Below are 22,033 nucleotides of genomic sequence, written 5' to 3'. Positions count from 1 at the left end.
GGCGCCGCTACCCGAACGTGTGCATTCCCTAACTTTCATTTAAGCTAAGCAAGTTATGCTATCGAGCGCACGCCAGGCTGCCCTGTGCCGTCCGCACCGCAGTTCCTCTTTCTTACTCTTGCCAGGCCCATAATGAAAATGCTCAAATCCCTGCCTGTATGGCCGCTTGCCGCCCCCGTTGCCGGCTGGCTGTTCCTGTTCGGTTCCACCTTCAATGTCGGCGGCGCCTACCAGATACTGCTGGTGGCTGGCCTGATCGGCAGCGTGCTGGCCGCCGTGTACCACGCGGAAGTGGTGGCCCACCGCATCGGCGAACCGTACGGCACGCTGGTGCTGGCGCTGGCCGTGACCTTGATCGAGGTGGCGCTGATCGTCTCGCTGATGCTGGCCGGCGGACCGGAAACGACAGGGCTGGCGCGCGACACCGTGTTTGCCGCCATCATGATCATCCTGAACGGCATCGTCGGCATCTGCCTGCTGCTGGGCGCCGGGCGCCACAAGGAGCAGACCTTCGGCCTGCTGGGCGTGAGCGCCTCGCTGGCCACCCTGGCGGCGATTGCCGTTTTGACCCTGGTGCTGCCGAACTATACCTCGAGCGCCGCCGGTCCCTTCTACAATTCCAGCCAGTTGATCTTCATCGCTGTCATTTCCCTGGTCCTGTACGGCACCTTCGTGCTGGTGCAGACGGTGCGCCACCGCGATTACTTCCTGCCCAAGGAAGCCGTCGGCGATGAAGAGGTGCATGCGGCGCCGCCCACGGCCACCGTCGCCTGGGTCAGCGCCGGCGCGCTGCTGGTGTGCCTGGGCGCCGTGGTGCTGCTGGCCAAGTCGCTGGCGCCCGCGCTGGAGACGGCGATCGCCGCCATGGGCGCGCCGAAAACCCTGGTCGGCATCGTCATCGCCGCCATCGTGCTGCTGCCCGAAGGCTTGGCCGCCGTGCGCGCCGCGCGCGCGAATCGCCTGCAAACGAGCTTGAACCTGGCGCTCGGTTCCGCGCTGGCCAGCATCGGCCTGACGATTCCCGCCGTGGTGGTGGTGTCGCTGGCCACGGGCCTGACGATTACCCTGGGACTCGACATCAAGTCGACGGTGCTGTTGCTGCTGTCGCTGATGGTGGCCACCCTGTCGCTGGGCACGGGCCGCACCACGGTCATGCAGGGCACGGTGCACCTGGTGATTTTCGCTGTTTACCTGTTTACCACCATCGTGCCTTAAGCTGCCGCACCGCTGCCGTTTTGTCACAATCCTGTCACGCCGCTGTCATACGATGAGGGTAGTGTGGTAGGATTTTTAAATCGTTTAAATGATTTATATAGTTTAGCAACTGAGTTTGCCAACTTTTTCAGTTGGCACAGTAATGACAAGACAAGAGGCCAGTATGTATGCAGCGGTGGACCTGGGGTCCAACAGTTTTCGTTTACACGTCGGCAAGCATGATGGCGACACGATCCGCGTGGTCAAGAGCGTGCGCGACCCGATACGCCTGGCCGCCGGCCTGGACGCCAATGGCGACCTGACCGAGGCGGCCATGCAGGGCGCCCTGGCTTGCCTGCAGCGCTTTCGCGCCATCCTCGCCGGCTTCGAACTCGATGCCGTGCGCGTGGTGGCCACGTCGGCCATGCGCGTGGCGCGCAACGGCGCCGTCTTCCTGCCGCTGGCCGAACAAGCCATCGGCCATCCGATCGAGATCATCTCGGGCGAGGAAGAGGGGCGCTTGATCTACATGGGCGTGGCCAATGCGCTGGCCATTCCCGGCGAACGCCGGCTGGTGATGGATATCGGCGGCGGCTCGACCGAACTGATACTCGGGCGCGGCAACGATATCGAACGGGTCGAGTCGTTCAGCCTGGGCACGGTCAAGCAAAGCCTGTCGTTCTTCATCGGCGGGCGCATCGACGCGCCGTCGTTCGAGGCGGCCATCCTGTCGGCGCGCAGCCATTTCGAGGATGCCGCGCCGCCGTACCGTCCGCAGCACTGGAAGACGGCCTACGGCTCTTCCGGCACCATCCGCACCATCGCCGACATCATCGCCCGCAACAAGCTGGGCGACGGCTTGCTCACGAGCGCCAGCCTCGATGCGCTGGCGCGCCGCTTCATCGAACTTGGTCACACCAGCCGCATCGACATGCCCGGCTTGCGCCCCGACCGCGCCAGTACCATCGTCGGCGGCCTGGCCATCTTGATCGGCCTGTTCCGCGAACTGGCCATTCCCGTCATGACGCCGATCGAGGCGGGCTTGCGCATGGGCGTGATGTGGGATTTGTACCTGCGCTCGACCAAGCGCGACCGCCGCGAACAGTCGGTGCAGGGCTGCATGGAGAAATTCCATATCGACCAGCAGCGCGCCGGCAGGGTGGCCGAGCAGGCGCTGGCCATGTATGCGCAGCTCAAGCCCACGTCCGACGCCCTGGTGAAATGCCTGCGCTGGAGCAGCCTGCTGCACGAAGTGGGCCTGGCCGTATCGCAGACGGGCTACCACAAGCATGCCTCCTACATCGTGGAAAACGCCGACTTGCCCGGCTTTACCACGCGCGAACAGAAGACCATGAGCCGGCTGATCCTGGCGCAGAAGGGCAACTTGCGCAAGATCGGCGAAGTGCTGTCCGACCCCGATTTCGCCAAGGCCGTGCTGGCGCTGCGCCTGTCGATCTTGCTCATGCATGCGCGCATCGAAGCCGATTTCAGCGAACTGCGCCTGCGCATGAAGAACCGCATCGAACTCGACATCAAGCGCGGCTGGGTCGCACACCATCCCACCGTGTCGTTCTGGATCGAGAAGGAGCAGGAATTCTGGGATGAGGTCGGGGTCGATTTTACCATCCGCGCCAGTGCCTAGAAGGTCATGCCGTGCGCATGACTTGATGTGCGGCAAGCAAGATTTTAAAAAACAGTATATATTGTTTATATTATTTATTAGATTGGAGAATCCATGACCAAAACCGTCCCAGCGAAAAAAGCCGACAGCGTGCCCGTATCGATGTTCCCTACCAGCGCCTCGATCAATGCGGCTGCGGCCAAGGCGGCACCGGCCGCGAAGCCCGCCGCTAAACCAGCTGCTAAACCAGCTGCTAAACCAGCCGTCAAGCCAGTGGCAAAAGCCACCGTCAAGCCGGCGGCAGCCAAGCCAGCGGCGGTCAAGCCAGCCGTGGCCAAGGCGCCAGCCGCCAAACCGGCAGCGAAGGCCGCCGTTGCCAAGCCTGCGGCCAAAGCCATCGTCAAAGCCGCCGTCAAACCGGCAGCCAAGCCAGCCGTGAAAGCTGTCGCCAAGCCGGCGGCCAAACCTGCGGTGAAAACCGTCGCCAAACCGGTAGCCAAGCCGGCCGCCAAGCCTGCGCCAGCGAAAAAAGCGCCGGTCGCCAAGGTCGCCGCCGTCAAGGAAAAAGCCCGCAAGCCGAAACTGGTGCGCGACAGCTTCACCATGCCGGAAGCGGAATACGAAGTCCTGGGCCAGGTGAAAAAAGCCTGCCTGAAGGCTGGTTTCGAGATCAAGAAAAGCGAATTGCTGCGCATCGGCGTGGCGCTGATCAGCCAGATCGACCTGGCCACCCTGCAAAACGTGCTGGCCGGCTTGCCGCAGCTGAAAACGGGCCGTCCGAAGAAGGATTGATGGCGCGGGCAGGGGCCGCCCCCTGTCTGCCCGTTCTGGTTTACCATGGGGCCTGTGCTAGTTCCCCCATGGTTGCCATGTCAGAAGATACAGAGATCGAACGCGCCGGCTTTGTCGAGCGCGCCATTGTCCGCCACCAGGCGGGCATTTCTACCCCAGCCATCGACCACGTCGCCGAGGAAATTCCCGTCGCGCTGGTCTTCAATGGCATTTCCCACGTCGTCATGATGGCCACCCCGCGCGACCTGGAAGCGTTTGCCTACGGCTTCGCGCTGACGGAAGGCGTGGTCGCTTCCGCTGGCGCCATCTTCGACTGCGAAGTGTTCCTGCGTCCTGATTCCGCCGAAGTGGCTTTGAGCATCGCCCAGGAAGATTTCGTGCGCCTGAAGGACCGGCGCCGCCAACTCACGGGCCGCACGGGCTGCGGCGTGTGCGGCATCGACAGCATCGACATGCTCGATTTGCGGCCCGCAGCGCTGCCGCCGGCGCTGATCCACGTCGACCTGCCGGCCGCGCTGGCGCGCGCATCAAGCGGCTTGCGAGAACACCAGGCGCTGATGCGGGAAACGGGCGGCGTGCACGCAGCCGCGTGGTGCACGCCCGATGGCGATATCGCGCACGTATTCGAGGATGTCGGCCGCCACAATGGCCTGGATAAACTGATCGGCCATTTGGCACTGAGCGGGGCGGACATGCGGCGCGGCTTCGTCTTCCTGTCCAGCCGCGGCAGCTACGAGCTGGCGCGCAAGGCGGCGCGCATGCAGATACCGTTGCTGGCGACGATCTCCGCGCCCAGTTCGCTGGCCATTTCCATCGCCACGCAGGCGGGCATGAAGCTGGTGGGTTTCTGCCGCCAGGATGCGTACGTCGACTACACCCCCGGTATCAGTATTTAGGCAGCACTGCGCTGCAGCAGCACGGGGACGGACTTCGACGTGGGCGTGCCGGCGCCGTCGGCCGTGCTGGCCAGCGGCACCAGCGCGTTCGTCTCCGGGTAATACGCGCCCAGGCAGCCGCGCGGGATGTCGTAGGCCACGAGCCGGAAGCCGTCGGCGCGGCGCGCCACGCCATCGTCCCAGGCGCCGATCAAGTCCACCAGGTCGCCATCGGCAAAGCCCAGCATGGCGATATCTTCCGCGTTGGCGAAGACGACCTTGCGCGTGCCGTACACGCCGCGGTAGCGGTCATCCATGCCGTAGATGGTGGTGTTGTACTGGTCGTGCGAGCGCGTGCTCATCAACACCATCAGGCGCTCGCCATGCCGCGCGCGGGCGCGGTGCAGCGGCGTGTCGAGGTCCAGCGGAGCGACGAGGAAGCTGGCCTTGCCGCTGGCCGTCTTCCACACGCGTTCGCGCGACGCCACCGTCAGATGAAAGCCGCCCGGCTGCGCCACCCTGGCGTTGTAGTCGTAAAAGTCATCGAATACCTTCTCGATATCGTCGCGGATGCGCGCATAGTCTGCCGCATACGCGCGCCAGTCCACCAGGCTGCTCCCCACGGTCGCTTCGGCCATGCCGGCCACGATGGCCACTTCCGAGCGCAGCTGCGGCGAAGCGGGCGCATTGCGGCCGTACGAGATATGCACCATGCTCATCGAGTCTTCCACCGTCACGCCCTGCGCCACGCCGTGCTGCAGGTCGATCTCCGTGCGCCCCAGGGTGGGCAGCAGCAGCGCTTCCTTGCCGATGACCAGGTGGCTGCGATTGAGCTTGGTGGCCACCTGCACCGTCAGCGCGCACTGGCGCAGGGCGGCAAAAGTGAGTGGCGTGTCCGGCGTAGCCGCGGCAAAATTGCCGCCCAGCGCGATGAACACCTTTAGCTCGCCGCGCTGCATGGCTTCGATGCTGGCCACTACGTCGTGGCCATGCGCGCGCGGCGGCTCGAATCCATACACCTGGCCCAGGCGGTCGAGGAAGGCCTTGGTCGGCTTTTCCTCGATACCCACCGTGCGGTCGCCCTGCACGTTCGAGTGGCCGCGCACGGGGCACAGCCCGGCGCCCGGCTTGCCGATCTGGCCGCGCAGCATCATCAGGTTCGACAGCATGCGGATGGCCGCCACGCTGTGCTTGTGCTGCGTCAGTCCCATGCCCCAGGTGGCGATGATGCGCTGGCCCTTGACGAAGATGTCCGTCAATGCCTCGATCTGCGCGCGCGCCACGCCCGATTCTTTCAGCAGCAAGTCCCAGCTTTCGGCCCGCAGGTCGGCGCGGAAGGCGTCAAAGCCGCTGCAGTGTTCCGCGATGAAAGCGTGATCGACGACGGCGGGCCTGCCTGCCGCCAGCGCCGCATCGTCATGCTCGACGACGCGCTTGGCGACGGCCTTGATCAGGGCGAAGTCTCCGCCCAGCGTCGGCTGCACGAACAGGCCGGCCAGGCGCGTGCTGCCCAGGGTCGCCATTTCCAGCGCGCTTTGCGGGTCCATGAAGCGCTGCAAGCCCCGTTCGCGCAGGGGATTGATGGAAACAATGCTGCCGCCGCGGCGCGCGCAGTCGCGCAGTTCGCCCAGCATGCGCGGGTGGTTGGTGGCGGGATTCTGGCCGAAGATGAGGATGGTGTCGGCCAGTTCGAAATCGGCCAGGGTCACCGTGCCCTTGCCGATGCCTACCGTGGCCGGCAAGCCGCGGCTGGTGGCCTCGTGGCACATGTTGGAGCAGTCGGGGAAGTTGTTGGTGCCGTACAGGCGCGCCATCAGCTGGTACAGGAAGGCCGCTTCGTTGCTGGCGCGCCCCGACGTATAGAACGCGGCCTGGTCCGGATCGGGCAGGGCGCGCAGGTGGCGACCCACGAGGGCGTAGGCGTCATCCCAGGAAATCGGCACGTAGCGGTCGCTGGCAGCGTCGTACACCATCGGTTCGGTCAGGCGTCCGTGCTGCTCGAGCGCGTAGTCCGACTGTTGCAGCAGCTGCGTGACGGTATGGCTGGCAAACAGTTCCGGGCCGGCGCGGCGGCTGGTCGCTTCGGCGGCGACGGCCTTGGCGCCGTTTTCGCAAAAGGCAAACGTGGAAGCGTGGTCGCGGTCGGGCCAGGCGCAGCCGGGGCAATCGAAACCGTCCGGCTGGTTTTGCGCCAGCAGCGCTTTCAGATTGCCGGGCGCGACCCGCTCCTGGCGCAGGCTGATGGCCACGTGTTTCAAAGCATCCCAGCCGGCTGCCGGCTTGGTGTAGGGCGTGATGTGTGGTGGGTCCTGGTATTTCATCATGTCTTTCGGCTGGGCGAGTGTGGTAATTATGCACGATCCCCGAATGACATTGACTTGCGTCATGGAAATGACATTCGGCTGTCATTTTCCTGACATATTAGACAAGTACGCTGGAGTCGTCTTGATCACAGGGGGATGAAACCATGCAGAACATAATCGCATCAAACGAAGCCAAGGCCCGGCCGGTCCAACTGGTGCTGAGCCAGGCCACGACAGCGGCGGAAGTGCGCGAAGTCCAGCGTTTGCGCTACAAGGTGTTTATCGAAACCATGGGATTGAGTTCGCTGGCCAATGCCGATGGCCTCGACAGCGATGAATTCGACGCGCACTGCGACCACCTGATCGTGCGCGACGCCGATACCCTGAAAGTGGTGGGCACCTACCGCGTGCTGAGCGCGGCCAAGGCGGCCAAGATCGGCCGGCTGTATTCGGAAAACGAGTTCGACCTGAGCCGCCTGAAGAACCTGCGCGGACGCATGGTCGAAGCGGGCCGCGCCTGCATCCACCCGAAATACCGGGGCGGCAGCGTGATCATGCTGCTGTGGTCCGGTCTGGCCGAATACATGCGACGCGAGCGCTGCGACTACCTGGTCGGCTGCGCCAGCATCAGCCTGGCCGATGGCGGCCATAACGCCGTCGCCGTGTACCAGGCGCTGGCCGAAAAGCACATGGCCCCAAGCGAGTACCGCGTCACGCCGCACCTGCCTTTCCCGATCCACCAGGTGGAAGCGGCGCACAAGCCGCAGGTGCCGCCGCTGATCAAGGGCTACCTGCGTTCGGGCGCCTGGATTTGCGGCGAACCAGCCTGGGACCCTGATTTCGAAAGCGCCGACATGTTCATGATGATGCCGCTGGCGAATCTGGACGAGCGCTATGCGCGCCATTATGGCGTGGTGCCTGGCTAAGGGCGGGAAGCGAGGATTGCAGCTGGCTGGCCAGCGCCTGCACGGCGCTGCGCAAGCCGGTGTCCGCGCTGTCGGGCGGCAGCAGTTCGAGCAGGAAGCGCAGCGGCGCCGTGATCGCTTCGGGTTCGCCGATGCTGCCGTGGCGCCGCACGGCGTCGTGATATAGCGCCATGAAGGCGGCGCGCGCGGGCGCGTCGAAAGGCTGGCCGTCCGGCACCTGCCACAGGGCCGCCAGCAGGGCGGCGCGCACGGGGGCGCCGGCATCGATGGCGCGGTGTTCGTCCGCGTGGCGCTGGCGCGCATAGGCGATGGCGTCGTGCAGCAAGTCGCCCAGCTGCGGATCGAGCGCGCGCCAGGCGCTGTCGTCGGCATGGGCTTTCAGGAGCAGGGCGCCCGCCAGCACCTGGAAAATGAGGTCGCAGTCGGCCACGCCGCTGCGCCGCCGCGCTTCTTCCAGCGCGGCCAGGCAGGCATCCGTCATGCCGCGCAGGGCCGGCGCGCCGGAGCTTCCTGCGCCGCAGGCCAGGCGCGCCTGCAAGGCCCAGTAGCGTCCCAGCAGCGCCAGGCGCTGCGCCGTGGGCGCCAGCGCCACCAGCAGGTCGATATGCTGTTTTCCGTCCTGCAGCAACTGCCGGCCCTGTGGCATATCCGGCACGGCAGGTACTTCGATGCCGGCGCCCGCATCGAGGCCGCACAGGGCGGCGCCCTGGCGTATCTCCAGTTCCGCCCAGTGCGCCAGCGCGCGCAAGCCCACCTTGCCGTCGGCCGCGCTGTGCGCCGCCCGGTAGTGTTCGATGGCGCGCAGGGTGTTTTCCAGGCCACCGAGGCCGGCCCGCGTGGCGGCCATGTTTTCGCGGATGTCGGCGCAACCGAAGAAGCGCGCGCGCACGGCTTCCTCGATGCTGCCCAGCTTTTCCTCGATGGCCGCGCGGCGCGCAGGATCGGCGCCCGCCAGGCGCGCGTGCAGGGTTTCCAGGTCGGCCAGCAGGTGGCCGTGGTAGTGGTAGTCAGGCGCTTGCCAGGGCCGGCTCTGGGTGTTCGGAAAGCGGTAGCGGTCGTCGCCATACGCCTGGTAGGCGCCCCAGGTGTTCGACGCCGGGAACTGCAGGTACGCCGCTTCGCGCGCCAGGCGCACGGCGTCGCCGAAGTATTCGCCGCTCAGCATGGCGTGATAAAAGCTGTGCGCGAAGATGCTGGCCGCCTTGTCGTCGATGCGCCAGCCGGCCGCGATCACCGCCTGCGAGCCCATTTCAATGAAGGCCGTGGCCAGGCTGGCGGCCAGTTTCGACCATGGCGCGATGGCGTCGGGACGCATGTCGCCCAGGTGGCAGCAATTGATGAAGACGAATTGCGGCACGCGTTTGAGCTTGCCCACCTGCGCCGCCGTCAGCCGCGTTTTCGGCCCCAGCACCAGCCCTGTATGGGCGATGCCGGGGCCGGCCACTTCGCCATGGCCGGCCAGGTGGATGGCGAAATAGCGCTCGTCGAACAGATGCACCAGCACGCGCTGCGCCTGCGGGCGCAGCAGCTCGCGCACCTGGTAGCCGTACGCGCCGAACATGCGCGCCACGTCCTGCGCCTCGGCCTGCGCGGCGGGCAGCTCGGGCAGGCCGGAATCGGTATCGCCGATCACCAGCACGCTGTTGCTGGGCGGGCTGACGGCGGACGGCTGCTCGCGCAGGCTGGCCAGCTGGCGCACCATGCCGATGCGCGTCGACAGCGGGCTTTCCTCGCTGCCCGCCTCGTCGCGCATCAGCTCCCACGGATAGATGGCGGCGCTCTGGTCGACGGCCAGGATCAGGCCGCGCATCTCGGGGATGGCCGCCTTCAGGCCATTGGGCAGCATCAGTTCGTACAGGGCGCGCGACAGGCCCGGCTGGTCGGTGGTGTTGTCGGTGGCGTCCATGATCAGGCCATCGACGGCTTGCCGCTGGTTCGGTTCCTCGTCGACGCTGTTGTGGGCGCGGTCCGTCAGCACGGTGAAGCGCAGGGCGCCGGAGAGATCCGCGGCGACGATCTGCACGCGGCGCCAGCCATTGTCGCCGCTCAGGCTGGGCAGGATGCGCCTGTAGCCGCCCGGGCTGTGGCGGATGCGCTGTTCGAAGGTGAAGCTGCCCTGGTAGCGCGCCTCGGCCATGATCTGCTCGATGGCCATGGCGGCGGCGATGGCGCGCGTCTCGGACTGTTCGTAGATGGCGATGTGGCCGATGCGGCAAGCCATGCCCGCGTCTTCCAGGCGCCGGTTGGCGCTGCGCGCGCCATCGAGCAGGGCCCGGGCGCACAGGGCGATGCTCAAGCCGCCATAGCCGGAGCCGGACAGCAGGCTGGCCACGCGCAAGCCGTGTTCGCCCATCGGCGGCGCGGCTACATGGCCGGCGGCGCGCACCTGCAGGCAGACGCACGCATATTCGAGCAGGCCGCCGGCAAAGGCGCGCGCCAGTTCGCCCGGCGTCAGCTCGCCCAGCGCGCCCAGGCCGATGACGATGGCGCCGCCGGGCCGGCGCGCCGCATCGGGCTGCAGCACCACCAGGGCGGAGTCGGGGCGCTGCGGAAAGCGCCCCAGCGCGTGGATTTCCTGCAGCTTGCCGGCCAGCAGGCGGTCCAGGAAGCTCATGCTGCCGCGCAGCGATTCGGACGCGTAGCAGCCGCTCATGACGGGCGCGTCGGCCGAAGCCATGCTGCCGTGGATGACGGATAGGCTCAGCTGCGGCGCGCGGCTCTCCGGTGCGCTGGCGGGGCCGGCGGCGCCGATGGCCGCGTCGAGCAATTCCTGCGGCTGCGGGTACAGCGGCGTAGCGTCGGGCACATACGGATGGAAGCGGGGCGGGACGCCGCCAGGCGCGTGCGGCGGGTGCCGCGGCAGGGAGGTCCCCTGGCCGCTGTCGAGCAGCTGCGCGATGGCCGGGTAGTAGTCCTTTTGCAGCAGCAGGTCGCCATGCGCCACCGGCAGGTAGCAGGCCGCTACGCCGTCCGGCACCGCGCCTTGCCAGGCCGTGCGGCCATCGCCGTCCGGCGACCAGGCGGTCTCGATGCCGCCGTCGCGCAGGCGCAGCGCCACCGGCGTGTCGGCGCAGCCGGCCAGGTAGCTGCAATGGCGGGCGTCGAGCGGGGCCGCTTGCAGCAGGGCCACGGTGGCGCGCGCCGCGGCCAGCGCTGGCGCCTCGGGGGCCTGCCAGCCGCCGGGCAGGCCCGCTTGCCCGTCGCCGGCGGCCAGCTGCGCCCAGGCGGCGGCGTCGAAATAATCGATGCCGCCCCCCGCCTGCGGCCACGGCAGCATCTCCAGCACGCCGGGAAAGGCGCGCACGAAGCCGAGAAACTGGCGCCGCGTGTGCTTCCAGCCTATCCAGCACGCCAGCATCTGCACCAGCCGGTCGCGTCCCAGCAGCACTTGCACCATCGCCTGCGTGCCACGGTTGGCCGTGCCCACCTGCAGCAGGCGGCTGCCGGGCAGGGCGCCGAAGCGCTGCCAGCGGTCTTTCAGGGCCAGGCGCGCCACCAGCCCGCCCATGCCGTGGGCCACGATGCGCAGCGGCTGGCCGCGCTGTTCGGCGTCGCCCATGGCCTCGTCGAGCACGGGCAGGAAGGCGCTGCCGGAATGCTGCAGCGAGAGGCGCCAGTCATAGGCAAAGGGCCGCACTTCCTGGCTTTGCGCGAGGAAGCGGGCAAACGGTTCATAGCAGGATTCGATCCAGCCGGCGCTGACGATGTGCGGCTGGCCCACAGCCAGGCGTTCGATGCGCCCTTCGACCAGGTTGACGGGGTCGAACCAGATGCGGTTGCTGCCCACTTGCAGGTGGCTGCCCAGCATGTCGGGCAGCAGCAGCACGATGGGCGCGTGCGCGCGCCGTTTCGGCACTTCGCCGCCGCGCCCCAGCGCGCCATGTTCCATGCCGGCCAGCGGCTGGTAGCCGGTTTCGTCGCCCGTGAGCGCCTGCACGGTGGCCAGGCTGGACGGCGCGCGCTCGAAGTAGTTCAGGTGGTGCGTCTGCGGCCCGCGCAGCAGCAGTTGCCGCACCGGCGTGCTGCGCGTGGCGCCGCCGGCCATCGAGGCGCAATTGACCACCAGGTCGTTCTGCCCGCCGTACAGCTGTTCGCCCAGGCAGTCGCCCAGCCAGCCCAGCAAGCCATCGCCGCTGCAGGCGCCGGCCAGCACATGCAGCGGGCTGGCCACGCGCACGTCGGGCGCGTTGAGCAGCGCCACCAGGGGCGAGTCGGGCATCATCGCTTCCAGGCCAGGCAGGATGCGCGCGTCGCAGCGCTGCTGCACCACGGCCAGCAGGAATGCCACGGCGCCATCGGGAACGTCGTCCTGCAGCAGCAGGTTGAACATCACGCTGGCCCAGCGGTCCAGCCGGCCCGACATCAAGGTGGTGCCGCGCGCCGGGCAGGCCACGCGCACGAAGCGGGCGATGCGGATGGCGCGTTTCTTCAGTTCCACGCTCAGTTCGCGCAGGCGCGCCGCATCCTCGTCGTAGCCGCCGCGGCCGCCCAGCCGTGCCTGCGCCGTGAAGTGGTCGATATCGTGGCTGTTGAACGCCTCGCCACCCACCGTGTTTTCGCTCAGCCGCTCCAGGCCGTCGCCGGCCAGGTCGACGGCGCCGCGGCTGTCGATGCGCTGCGCCCGCGCCAGCAACTCGCCCACCAGGCCGCCGCGCGAATGGGCCAGCAGGTGCAGCACGGCGCCGTGCGGCAACTGGCGCACGAGGGCCAGCGCATTCTGGATGGGGCTGTCGCTGAGGCTGCGGTGCTCAAAGCCATAGATGCGGTTGCCGTACTGCGCCGCCAGTTGCGGCGCCAGGCCGTTGCGCCACAGGCCGCCAAAGCTGCGCTGGGTCGATGAGGCCGTGCCGTGCAACAGCAGCAGCACAGGTTCCGGTCCGGCGGGCAGGCTGGCGACGGCCGTCATGTTGCCGGCCTCGATGCCGCAGCGGTACAGACCCAGGCGCTGTTCCAGCTGGCGGTCCTGGAAGGCGCCCGCCGCCGCCAGCGCCGTCATGGCGGCGGCGCCGCAGCGGTACACGCGCACGGCCCGCAGCATCCAGGCGCCCAGGCCGTCGCGGCTGGCGCCGGGCGGCTGGCGCGCCGCCTGCGGACGCAAGGCCAGCCCCACTTCGATGCTGGCGGGCGCGCCGTCGCGCGCTGCCGTGGCCGGTCCCAGGTAGCGTGGCAGGTCCAGGCTGCCCGCCAGCAGCGAACTGCCGTCGCACAGCAGCAGTTGCACCACGTCGGACGGGCCGATATCGAGGGCGATGCGGCAGCTGCCGATGCCGCGCGCGCTGGATAGCACATGGGTCTGGCCATGCCAGCCGGGCGCGGCGGGGCAGTCGCCGGCATTGGCGAGGGGATCGCGCGTGAGCGTCAGGCGCAGCACGGGCGGCGCAAGAGGGTCGCTGGACATGCGGTTGGGATCGCTGGTTAAAAGCCGACCTTGATGCCTGCGCGGACTATGCGTGTTGTGTCAGATCAAGTGTGAGTGGAAATGCTGGCTGGCGGGGCAATGCAGGGTGAAGGCGGGGAGGGTGTGGAACTGGGGCGGGAGGGCAGAGAAACGGTCAGCATGGTTTGGGCTGGGTCTCTTCGCTATCGTGCTCGGATGTTGTGCGGTGAGCGAACTGCGCGAATTTCATGGCAAAAGTTCATGGCGCCGGGAACCTGGGTGCCTGGCATGGCATTACAACAGCGGTTATATCAATGGACTGGCGTGGCGGACAGTTCCTTCAGTTCGCGGATGGTGATGTCCGATTTTTCATGCATGCGCAATAAAATCGTTGCACCGACCGACAGTTTGCCGTGACGAATCTTGCTGATGATGGGGGGCTGGACTTCCAGTACACGGCACAGTTCCGCATCATTTTTCAGGTTCATCTTCTCGATCAGGGTATCGAGCAGCTTGTTGGGCACAAAACTCGATGGTTCGAGCGCACGCGCCCGGTTCATCGCCTCAATCATTTCCAGCTTCTTTTGCCGAACGTTCATTTACTCCTCCTTCAGGTTATGCAAGGGACGAGACCACTTTGACGCGGTCCCGGCTATAGTTCGTCATCGCAGTACGGCTGTCTGGGTGACGTAGTACAACATTCGCGTTACAACATTGATAACCAGGCAAGTGTTTAAATAATACTACGATAACAAAACTTGTGACAGATGGTCAGTTAAATTAACTGATTGTTTGATCAGTTTGGTTGACGATTGTTGTATTTTGTAGTCCGCTTTTCGTCAGAATCATGGTCCGGTCCGCCATTTCGGCGGCGGCCAGCGAATGCGTGACCATGATCGCGCAACTGCCGTTGGCCTTGATTTCGGCGCGCAGCAATTGCAGGATGCTGTGCGCCGTGTCCGGGTCGAGGTTGCCGGTGGGCTCGTCGGCCAGCACCAGTGCCGGCTTGTGGACGAGTGCGCGGGCAATGGCCACGCGCTGCATTTCGCCGCCGGACAATTGCTGCGGAAAGTCGCCGCCGCGCCCGCCCAGGCCGAGCGCCTCGAGCATGCTGGCGGCACGCTCCTGGGGCAGTCCGTTGAGCAGCAGTGGCAGGGCCACGTTTTGCAGCAGGGTCAGGTGCGGCAAGACGTGGAAGGCCTGGAAAATAAAGCCCATGCGGGCGCGACGCAGCCGGGTGGCGGCGGCGTCATCGAGGCTGGACATGGCAATGCCGTCCACCAGGATAGGGTGCGCTTCGGCACCCGCGTCGGGCGTATCGAGGCCGGCGATCAGGTTCAGCAAGGTCGACTTGCCCACGCCCGAGTCACCCATGATGGCGATGAATTCCCCGGCCTTGAAGCGGCAGGAAATGTTGGCCAGCACGGGACGGGCATTGGCATAGGACTTCGACAGATGGCGCAATTCGAGCATGGTGTTAACGGCTATCGTAAAGGGAGGCACGCGGGGGAGAGGGGGGCCTGGGAACTGCAAAGGGGCGCGGATTGTTTGGCCGGCAATGTGTAGTATACGACAGGCTTATGCTTTTTGCTTGGTAATACCACTTTTGTGTGGTTCCTGCGGCAGACGGCGCGTATCGACCTTAAGTTACCTGCCGCACGGCTGGCTTGCGCGGATTCCGCTATGATGAGAAAAAGTCATCGGCAGAGGCGCCCGCAAACCGCTGCGGCAGGGGCGGTGCGCCCGGTGGCTGACCGTGCAAGCCCTTCGTGAACCTAACATTGACGACGCCAGCCCATGACCATGCCACTTGCGCAACAGCAGTCCGATTTCCGTCCCGCCAGCCACGCCAGCGCGGCCAGCGCCACTCCTGCCACGATAGCCGAGATCAGCAGCGGCCTGCTGGCGCGCGATGCCTGGACGTCGCCCAAGTACCTGTACGACGCGCTCGGCTCCAAGCTGTTCGAAGCCATCTGTGCCTTGCCCGAGTACTATCCGACGCGCACGGAAGCGGCCATCTTCGCCCGCCATGGCGCCGAGATCGCCCACGCCGTGGGGCCGGGCAGCACCCTGATCGACCTGGGCGCGGGCAATTGCGCCAAGGCCGCCAGCCTGTTCCCCCTGCTGCACCCGGCCCAGTACGTGGCCGTGGATATTTCCTACGATTTCCTCAGCGAATCGCTGAGCCGGCTGCAGCAGCGCTTTCCGCACATCGAGATGACGGGCCTGGGCCTGGATTTTTCCAGCCGCCTGGACTTGCCCGATAGCGTGCGCGAGGCACGGCGATTGTTCTTCTATCCCGGCTCGTCGATCGGTAATTTTGCGCCCGAGCAAGCAACCGCCTTTTTGCGCCGCCTGCGCGCGAATGCGGACGGCGATGGCGGCCTGCTGATCGGCGTCGACCTGATCAAGGACGACGCCATCCTCGATGCCGCCTATGACGATGCGCTGGGCGTCACGGCCGCCTTCAACCTGAACATGCTGCGCCACGTGAACGGGCTGATCGGCGCCGACTTCGACGTGCGCGCGTGGCAGCACCATGGCTTTTTCAATGCCGACGAGCGCCGCGTCGAAATGCACCTGGAAGCGCGCAGCGAGCAGTTTGTCCATTGGAAAGGCGGCCAGCGGCGCTTCGCGAAAGGCGAGCGCATCCATACTGAAGACAGCTATAAGTACACGCGCGCGGCCTTTGTCGGCTTGCTGGAACAGGCTGGGTTTTCCACCGTGCAAGTCTGGACGGATCCGCAACAGTGGTTTGCCGTGATTTACGCGCGGGTCATCCGGGACTAAGAAGGGAACAGATGCTGATCGATCATTACCATCAAGTGCGCCAGCACTCGCTGCGGCTGGCCGAGCCCCTGTCCGACGAGGATTGCGGCGCCCAGTCGATGCCGGACGCCAGTCCCGTGAAATGGCACCTCGCGCATACCACCTGGTTTTTCGAAACGTTTATTCTGGAAAGCATGGAAGCGGCGTTTGCGCCATTCCACCCGGCCTTCCGCGTGCTGTTCAATTCCTATTACAACGGCGTGGGCGAGAAGCACCCGCGCGCCCAGCGTGGCCTGCTGACGCGCCCCGGCATGGACGTCGTGCGCGCCTACCGGATGGATGTCGATGCACGCATCGGCCGCCTGCTGGCGGGCGAACTGGCGCGCGAGGAGCGCGAACGGCTGACCATGCTGCTGGCGCTGGGGCTCGAACACGAGCAGCAGCACCAGGAATTGCTGTTGACGGACGTCAAGCACCTGCTGGCGCAGAGCGCCCTGTTTCCTGCCTACCTGGATCGCATGGACAGTGCGGCGCCATCAGCGCAGCAAGCCGCGCAGCCCACGGCCTGGCTCGCCTTCGACGGCGGCCTGGCGCAGATCGGCCATGCGGGCGATGGCTTTTGCTTCGACAATGAATTGCCGCGCCATCCGCAATATGTGGCGCCGTTCGAACTGGCCAGCGCCCTGGTGACGAATGGCGACTACCTGGCCTTCATCGAGGCGGGCGGCTACCGCACGGCGCATTGGTGGCTGGCCGAAGGCTGGGACTGGGTGCGTAGCCAGCAACTGGAATGCCCGTTGTACTGGCAGCGCGACGAGGCGGGGCAATGGCAGGAATTCACTCTATATGGTTTGCATCGGCTCGACCTGCAGGCGCCGGCCACGCATCTGTCCCTGTTCGAGGCGGACGCCTATGCGCACTGGGCCGGCGCGCGCCTGCCGACGGAAGCGGAATGGGAAGTGGCGGCGCAAGGCGTCGCGCTGCAAGTTGGCCAGCTGCATCCGGCCGCCGGCGCACCGGGAACAGGACTGCGGCAAATGTTCGGCCATTGCTGGCAGTGGACCAGCAGCAGCTACGCGCCGTATCCGGGCTACCGCACGGCGCCCGGGGCGCTCGGCGAATACAACGGCAAGTTCATGCTGAACCAGTATGTGCTGCGCGGCTCGTCGTGCGCCACGCCGGCCGGCCATGCGCGCGCCAGCTACCGCAATTTCTTCCCGGCCGGCGCGCGCTGGCAATTTTCCGGCATCCGCCTGGCGCGCCAGGTGGAATAACTTAGTGCAGGCGCGGGACGGCGGGTGCGTCAGGGCGGGGCGGCGCCTTGGCGGCAGTGTTCTGTTCCAGCTTGAACTGGCTGACGAGGGTTTTCAGTTCGCCCGCCTGTTCATGCATGGCCGCCGCCGCCGCGGCCGCTTCCTCGACGAGGGCCGCGTTTTGCTGCGTCGTCTGGTCCATCTGCATGATGGCCGCATTGATTTGCTCGATGCCTTCGCTCTGCTCGTGGTTGGCGACGCTGATTTCACCGACGATGGCGCTGACCCGGCCCACGCTGGCCACTACTTCATCCATCGTGGCGCCCGCCTGGCTGACCAGTTGCGCGCCCTGGCCGACCCGGCTGACGGAGTCGGCGATCAGTTCCTTGATTTCTTTCGCCGCCGCCGCCGAGCGTTGCGCCAGGTTGCGCACTTCGGACGCCACCACGGCAAAGCCGCGGCCTTGCTCACCTGCGCGCGCCGCTTCCACCGCCGCGTTCAGTGCCAGGATATTCGTCTGGAAGGCGATACCGTCGATCACGGCGATGATGTCGACGATCTTGCGCGACGATGCATTGATGGCATCCATGGTGCCGATCACTTCCGCCATGGCCGAGCCGCCGCGCTGGGCGATGGCCGATGCCGAGCGGGCCAGGCTGTCGGCCTGGCGCGCATTGTCGCTGTTGCTGCGCACGGTGCCCGTCAGTTCGATCATCGACGAGGCCGTCTCTTCCAGCGCGCTGGCTTGCGCTTCCGTGCGGGCCGACAGGTCGGCATTGCCGCTGGCGATCTGGCTCGACGCCACGGCTATCGTTCCCGTGCCGCCGCGCACCTGCCCCACCAGGGTGGCCAGGTTGGTATTCATGTCGCGCAACGCCTGCAGCAACTGGCCCGCTTCATCCTTGCCTTCGGCCACGATTTTGCTGCTCAGGTCGCCTGCGGCCACGGCTTGCGCCACGCGCAAGGCATAGGCGATGGGCGTGGTGATCGAGCGCGTGACGCGCCAGGCAAAGAGCACGCCCAGCAGCAGGGCGGCCGTGCCCAGGCTGGCCATCAGCACATTCGCTGCGGAAATATTCTGCTGGATTTGCTGGCCGCCATGCACGACCACCCCGCGCTGGATTTCATTCAGGCGGTTCACCGTCTTTTGCAATTGGTTCAGGGCGGGCAGGGTATCGTCGCGCACGTGCTTGGCCGCTTCCGCGCGCTGTCCCGCCACCAGCAGCTTGTCGGCCTGGCTGAACGACACGACATAGGCCTTGCGCTGCTGCTTCAGGGTAGCCAGCAGTTCCTTGCCTTCAGGCAGCACGATCAGGCGATCGAGCACGACCAGCGCATCGGTGATGGTGGCCTTGTTGGCATCGATTTCGCCGTGGATGGCGTTGGCGCGGGCCGGATCTTCATGGATGAACAGTTCCAGCACCAGTGCCGCGTTCGAACGCGTGGTGCTGCGGATGGTGGCGATGGCATCGGCCTTGGCCCAGTCTTTCTCGATGATGGCTTCGCTGAGCGCGCCGATCTTGTCGAGCCGGAAAAGGCCCGTGCCTACCAGCACTGCCATCAGCAACAGCACCACGCCAAAAGCGGCGCCCAGGCGCACGCCTATCTTCATATCCGTCAATTTCATACTGATTCCCTCGGTAGCTAATGATCTGTCTCCGGTGGTCTTGTTATGCAACGATTATACGGTCGGTGATACCTGATTTGCACTGCTAATTGCCCAATAGAAATGAAAAAGCGGCACGGCGATCAAGCCGTACCGCTTTTTCTCCCTATGAGGGATGCCCTGGCCGTGCTCAGGCGGCGTTGGCAGCCACGTCGGCCTCTGTTGTTTTTTCAGCGTCCGTCTGCTTGATGCGGCGGTTCACGGCCGACAAGACAGCCTTGAACGAGGCGGTGACGATATTGCTGTCGATGGCGGCGCCGAACAGGGTCGGGCCATTGTCGAGGCGCAACTCCACGTAGCAAGCCGCTTGCGCGTTGGCGCCGGAGCCGATCGAGTGCTCATGGTAGTCCATCAGCTTGATGTCGAGACCGAGGGCGTTGACGAAGGCATCGATGGGGCCGTTGCCGCCGCCTTGCAGGGCCAATGGCGTCTGACGGTGCGACAGGCTGATGTCGATCTGCACGGATTCGTCGCTGCTCGTGTCTTCCACCATGCGGTGCGAAGCGTAGGCGTAGGGCGCCGTCTGCTCCAGGTATTCCTTCTGGAAGATTTCATGGATATCCTGCGCGGCGATTTCGCGGCCCGTGGCGTCGGCCACGGCTTGCACGGCGCGCGAGAATTCGATCTGCAGGCGGCGCGGCAAGACCAGGCCGTATTCCTGTTCCAGCAAGTACGCCATGCCGCCCTTGCCGGACTGGCTGTTGACGCGGATCACGGCGTCGTAGCTGCGGCCCAGGTCGGCCGGGTCGATCGGCAAGTACGGCACTTCCCAGATGCTGTCCGGTTGTTGCTTGGCGAAACCTTTCTTGATCGCATCCTGGTGCGAGCCGGAGAATGCCGTAAACACCAGGTCGCCCGCATACGGGTGGCGCGGGTGGACGGGCAGCTGGTTGCACTCTTCCACGCACTTGCGCACGGTATCGATGTCGGAGAAATCGAGGCCCGGATGCACGCCCTGCGTGTACAGGTTCATCGCCAAAGTCACCAGGTCGACGTTGCCCGTGCGCTCGCCATTGCCGAACAAGCAGCCTTCCACGCGGTCGGCGCCCGCCATCACGGCCAGCTCGGCCGACGCGACGGCCGTGCCGCGGTCGTTATGCGGATGCACGCTGATGATGATGGAATCGCGGCGCGCCAGTTTGCGCGACATCCATTCGATCTGGTCCGCGTACACGTTGGGCGTGCTGCATTCCACGGTCGATGGCAAATTGATGATCATCTTGTTGGCCGGCGTCGGCTTCCAGATGGCGCTGACGGCGTCGCAGATATGCTTGGAGAAATCGAGTTCCGTGGTGGAAAACGATTCCGGCGTGTATTCGAAACCCCATTCCGTTTCCGGATGCTGCGCCACCAGCTGTTTTACCAGGGTGGTGCCGGTGGTGGCGATATTCGTGATTTCCTCGCGCGACATGCCGAACACGACTTTGCGGAACACGGGCGCCACGGAGTTGTACAGGTGGACGATGGCGCGCTTGGCGCCGACGACGGATTCCACCGTGCGGCGGATCAGCTCTTCGCGCGACTGGGTCAGCACGATGATGGTGACGTCGTCCGGGATGCGGCCCTCATCGACGAGCTTGCGCACGAAATCGAAATCCGTTTGCGATGCCGACGGGAAGCCCACTTCGATTTCCTTGAGGCCGATGGCGATCAGCATGTCGAAGAACCGCAGCTTCTTTTCCGCGCTCATCGGCTCGATCAGCGACTGGTTGCCGTCGCGCAAGTCGGTGCTCATCCAGATAGGCGGTTTGCTGATGATCTGGTTCGGCCATTGACGGTCGGTCAATTTGACGGGAGGAAAGGCGCGGTATTTGGAAGCTGGGTTTTGCAACATCATGATCGGGTACTCCTGAAGATAGGGGGAAATCAATGGTTGTGGCGCAAGCTTGCCGGGCGGCCACGCAACACTAGGCCAGGCAAGCGATCGGTAGCGATAGCGGTGCAGCGACGATGCCAGCGGGGGCGGTCGCAGGGGGAACTACGTGTACGAATGGGGATGGTGCAAACATCATCAAACCTTCCAGGGTTTTTGAAACACGCCGGCGTGTGGCCAGGCGAAGCAATGCGGCAAACTTATGCGCGTGCTAGGTGTAGTCGCGATAGCGACAGCAGGGAAGGGGATGGATGTTTGAAGGAGGACATGCACTTAATGTAAGGGAGGTTGGGGCGGGCTGTCAAGCGTTTCCTGGCGTCACGTTGTGTCAAGCGTAATGCACTTGCGCGGCCAGGTCCGGCATTTCCTGCGCCATGCGCGCCAGGATGCGCTGCAGGAGGGCCGCATCGTGCGGCAGCCGTGCGACGAAGGCTGGCCAGCCGCGCAGCTCCAGTTGTTGCGGCATGTCCACCAGGCCCGTGACGGCGTCCCAGAACGCATCCCAGTTCATGCCGTAGAAGGAAGGAAAACCCAGCGCGGCGGCCAGCGCCGCATGCAGCTGGCGCGGCGAGTTGATATCGCTCAAGTCGATCGTGACAAGGGCTTGCCTGCTCACAGTATTCCCTTGAGCAAGTTCTGCAGGTTTTCCCGCATGCCGCCGACCACCGTTTCGTGGCGTTCCAGGATGGCGGGGGCGTCCTTGAATGGCTCAGGGTCGAGATACAGGCGCGGCAAGTCGGCCACGGCTACGCCGCGTGGGCCGCCGCGCAGGATGTCATCCGCATGCTGCTGGATCGAGTTGACGGCCGCCTGGACGCGCGGCGTCGCGGAGGCGGCCAGGCAGGCGGCCAGCGCGGCGTCGAGGTCGGCGCGCGCGGGCGCTTGCGGCAGCACGGGGGCGGCGATCTGTTCCAGCGGCGACATGTTGACGGCCGGCTTGCGGTACGCGAGCAGGGTATCGAGCGCCATCAGCCGGTGCGCGCCGCCGCGCTGCAGCCAGTCCAGGATGCGTGGCCACGGCGTGCCCAGCAGCGCCGCCGCCACGCCCCATTGTCCCGCCACGGGCGAGCCCACATTGGTCTCGATCCAGGCGAGGGCAGCCGGATTGCCCGTGTAAGCCAGCAAGGTGGCGTTCGACGAGCGCAGCGCGGGCGCCTGCGTGGAGAGGATGGCGGTCAGCCAGGCGAGGGCGCCATCGGGCTGCTGCTGCGATAGCTGTTGCGCAAATGGGTCGCTCAGGGCGCGGCTGTCGGCAAATTGGTGTTCTGACATATTGATTGGAGGAAAGTAAAAACCAGGCGCCAGTCTAGCAGTGGTCCGCTGGATGGGGCGGCGCGCACGAACATTGTCAGCATAAACATTTAAGACGGCCTTCAGTGCGGGT

15 protein-coding genes are annotated in these 22,033 nt (G+C 65.7%); 7 read left to right on the top strand and 8 right to left on the bottom strand.

Annotated elements, in window-relative coordinates:
- Window positions 1-132: 132 nt before the first annotated feature.
- From IGS58_RS16705 to fdhD, 4 genes are all read left to right on the top strand, one after another.
- Window positions 133-1,215: a calcium:proton antiporter gene (locus IGS58_RS16705; RefSeq protein ID WP_070259032.1), complete on the top strand. Its 1,083-nt coding sequence runs from the start codon at window positions 133-135 to the stop codon at window positions 1,213-1,215.
- 163 nt (window positions 1,216-1,378) lie between these two features.
- Window positions 1,379-2,836 carry a Ppx/GppA phosphatase family protein gene (locus IGS58_RS16700; protein ID WP_230522243.1) on the top strand — a complete coding sequence of 486 codons (1,458 nt, stop codon included), beginning with the start codon at window positions 1,379-1,381 and terminating at the stop codon, window positions 2,834-2,836.
- Between the two features lie 93 nt (window positions 2,837-2,929).
- Complete coding sequence (locus tag IGS58_RS16695) at window positions 2,930-3,607, top strand: hypothetical protein (RefSeq protein ID WP_230522087.1); 678 nt, start codon at window positions 2,930-2,932, stop codon at window positions 3,605-3,607.
- A gap of 68 nt (window positions 3,608-3,675) precedes the next feature.
- Entirely contained in the window at window positions 3,676-4,503 is an 828-nt protein-coding gene (fdhD, locus tag IGS58_RS16690; protein ID WP_081345828.1) for a formate dehydrogenase accessory sulfurtransferase FdhD, read from the top strand.
- Here fdhD and IGS58_RS16685 read toward each other — a convergent pair.
- The gene (locus tag IGS58_RS16685; RefSeq protein ID WP_230522086.1) at window positions 4,500-6,806 is read right to left on the bottom strand and encodes an FdhF/YdeP family oxidoreductase; all 2,307 of its coding nucleotides are present in this window, start codon (window positions 6,804-6,806) and stop codon (window positions 4,500-4,502) included. The genes fdhD and IGS58_RS16685 overlap by 4 nt on opposite strands.
- A gap of 143 nt (window positions 6,807-6,949) precedes the next feature.
- On the opposite strand from IGS58_RS16685, the gene IGS58_RS16680 reads away from it, so the two are divergent.
- Window positions 6,950-7,711: a GNAT family N-acetyltransferase gene (locus tag IGS58_RS16680; protein WP_070259024.1), complete on the top strand. Its 762-nt coding sequence runs from the start codon at window positions 6,950-6,952 to the stop codon at window positions 7,709-7,711.
- Here the strand turns inward: IGS58_RS16680 and IGS58_RS16675 are convergent.
- The 3 genes from IGS58_RS16675 to IGS58_RS16665 all read right to left on the bottom strand — a co-directional run bounded on the left by IGS58_RS16675 (window position 7,644) and on the right by IGS58_RS16665 (window position 14,561).
- Window positions 7,644-13,109 carry a CHAT domain-containing protein gene (locus IGS58_RS16675; RefSeq protein WP_230522085.1) on the bottom strand — a complete coding sequence of 1,822 codons (5,466 nt, stop codon included), beginning with the start codon at window positions 13,107-13,109 and terminating at the stop codon, window positions 7,644-7,646. The genes IGS58_RS16680 and IGS58_RS16675 overlap by 68 nt on opposite strands.
- A 290-nt stretch (window positions 13,110-13,399) precedes the next feature.
- A complete protein-coding gene (locus IGS58_RS16670; RefSeq protein WP_034786045.1) occupies window positions 13,400-13,687 on the bottom strand; it encodes a hypothetical protein in 288 nt (95 codons plus the stop codon).
- 181 nt (window positions 13,688-13,868) lie between these two features.
- Window positions 13,869-14,561 (bottom strand): ABC transporter ATP-binding protein, encoded by a 693-nt coding sequence (locus IGS58_RS16665; protein ID WP_230522084.1) that lies wholly within the window; start codon window positions 14,559-14,561, stop codon window positions 13,869-13,871.
- A gap of 324 nt (window positions 14,562-14,885) precedes the next feature.
- Between IGS58_RS16665 and egtD the strand changes: the two genes are divergently transcribed.
- Window positions 14,886-15,878, top strand: a complete 993-nt coding sequence (gene egtD / locus IGS58_RS16660; RefSeq protein WP_099387361.1) for an L-histidine N(alpha)-methyltransferase — start codon at window positions 14,886-14,888, stop codon at window positions 15,876-15,878.
- An 11-nt stretch (window positions 15,879-15,889) separates the two neighbouring features.
- Window positions 15,890-17,131, top strand: coding sequence for an ergothioneine biosynthesis protein EgtB (gene egtB, locus IGS58_RS16655; protein ID WP_230522083.1), 1,242 nt, complete (start codon window positions 15,890-15,892; stop codon window positions 17,129-17,131).
- Window position 17,132: 1 nt separating this feature from the next.
- On the opposite strand, the gene IGS58_RS16650 is transcribed toward egtB, so the two are convergent.
- The 4 genes from IGS58_RS16650 to IGS58_RS16635 form a co-directional block, all read right to left on the bottom strand.
- A complete protein-coding gene (locus IGS58_RS16650; RefSeq protein ID WP_230522082.1) occupies window positions 17,133-18,737 on the bottom strand; it encodes a methyl-accepting chemotaxis protein in 1,605 nt (534 codons plus the stop codon).
- A gap of 169 nt (window positions 18,738-18,906) precedes the next feature.
- A complete protein-coding gene (leuA, locus tag IGS58_RS16645) occupies window positions 18,907-20,613 on the bottom strand; it encodes a 2-isopropylmalate synthase (RefSeq protein ID WP_070259012.1) in 1,707 nt (568 codons plus the stop codon).
- A gap of 364 nt (window positions 20,614-20,977) precedes the next feature.
- Window positions 20,978-21,265, bottom strand: coding sequence for a barstar family protein (locus tag IGS58_RS16640; protein WP_230522081.1), 288 nt, complete (start codon window positions 21,263-21,265; stop codon window positions 20,978-20,980).
- Window positions 21,262-21,921, bottom strand: coding sequence for a hypothetical protein (locus IGS58_RS16635; protein WP_230522080.1), 660 nt, complete (start codon window positions 21,919-21,921; stop codon window positions 21,262-21,264). Before IGS58_RS16635 ends, IGS58_RS16640 begins: the two co-directional genes overlap by 4 nt.
- Between the last annotated feature and the right edge of the window lie 112 nt (window positions 21,922-22,033).

This window comes from Janthinobacterium sp. EB271-G4-7A, from assembly GCF_020858075.1.
In the GTDB taxonomy this organism is placed as follows: domain Bacteria; phylum Pseudomonadota; class Gammaproteobacteria; order Burkholderiales; family Burkholderiaceae_D; genus Janthinobacterium; species Janthinobacterium lividum.
This window is presented reverse-complemented; position numbering and strand designations above follow the sequence as displayed.

Coding starts and splice junctions, on each gene's coding strand:
- IGS58_RS16705 (WP_070259032.1), top strand. CDS start 133: ATGAAAATGCTCAAATCCCTGCCTGTATGGCCGCTTGCCGCCCCCGTT.
- IGS58_RS16700 (WP_230522243.1), top strand. CDS start 1,379: ATGTATGCAGCGGTGGACCTGGGGTCCAACAGTTTTCGTTTACACGTC.
- IGS58_RS16695 (WP_230522087.1), top strand. CDS start 2,930: ATGACCAAAACCGTCCCAGCGAAAAAAGCCGACAGCGTGCCCGTATCG.
- fdhD (WP_081345828.1), top strand. CDS start 3,676: ATGGTTGCCATGTCAGAAGATACAGAGATCGAACGCGCCGGCTTTGTC.
- IGS58_RS16685 (WP_230522086.1), bottom strand. CDS start 6,806: ATGATGAAATACCAGGACCCACCACACATCACGCCCTACACCAAGCCG.
- IGS58_RS16680 (WP_070259024.1), top strand. CDS start 6,950: ATGCAGAACATAATCGCATCAAACGAAGCCAAGGCCCGGCCGGTCCAA.
- IGS58_RS16675 (WP_230522085.1), bottom strand. CDS start 13,109: ATGTCCAGCGACCCTCTTGCGCCGCCCGTGCTGCGCCTGACGCTCACG.
- IGS58_RS16670 (WP_034786045.1), bottom strand. CDS start 13,687: ATGAACGTTCGGCAAAAGAAGCTGGAAATGATTGAGGCGATGAACCGG.
- IGS58_RS16665 (WP_230522084.1), bottom strand. CDS start 14,561: ATGCTCGAATTGCGCCATCTGTCGAAGTCCTATGCCAATGCCCGTCCC.
- egtD (WP_099387361.1), top strand. CDS start 14,886: ATGACCATGCCACTTGCGCAACAGCAGTCCGATTTCCGTCCCGCCAGC.
- egtB (WP_230522083.1), top strand. CDS start 15,890: ATGCTGATCGATCATTACCATCAAGTGCGCCAGCACTCGCTGCGGCTG.
- IGS58_RS16650 (WP_230522082.1), bottom strand. CDS start 18,737: ATGAAATTGACGGATATGAAGATAGGCGTGCGCCTGGGCGCCGCTTTT.
- leuA (WP_070259012.1), bottom strand. CDS start 20,613: ATGATGTTGCAAAACCCAGCTTCCAAATACCGCGCCTTTCCTCCCGTC.
- IGS58_RS16635 (WP_230522080.1), bottom strand. CDS start 21,921: ATGTCAGAACACCAATTTGCCGACAGCCGCGCCCTGAGCGACCCATTT.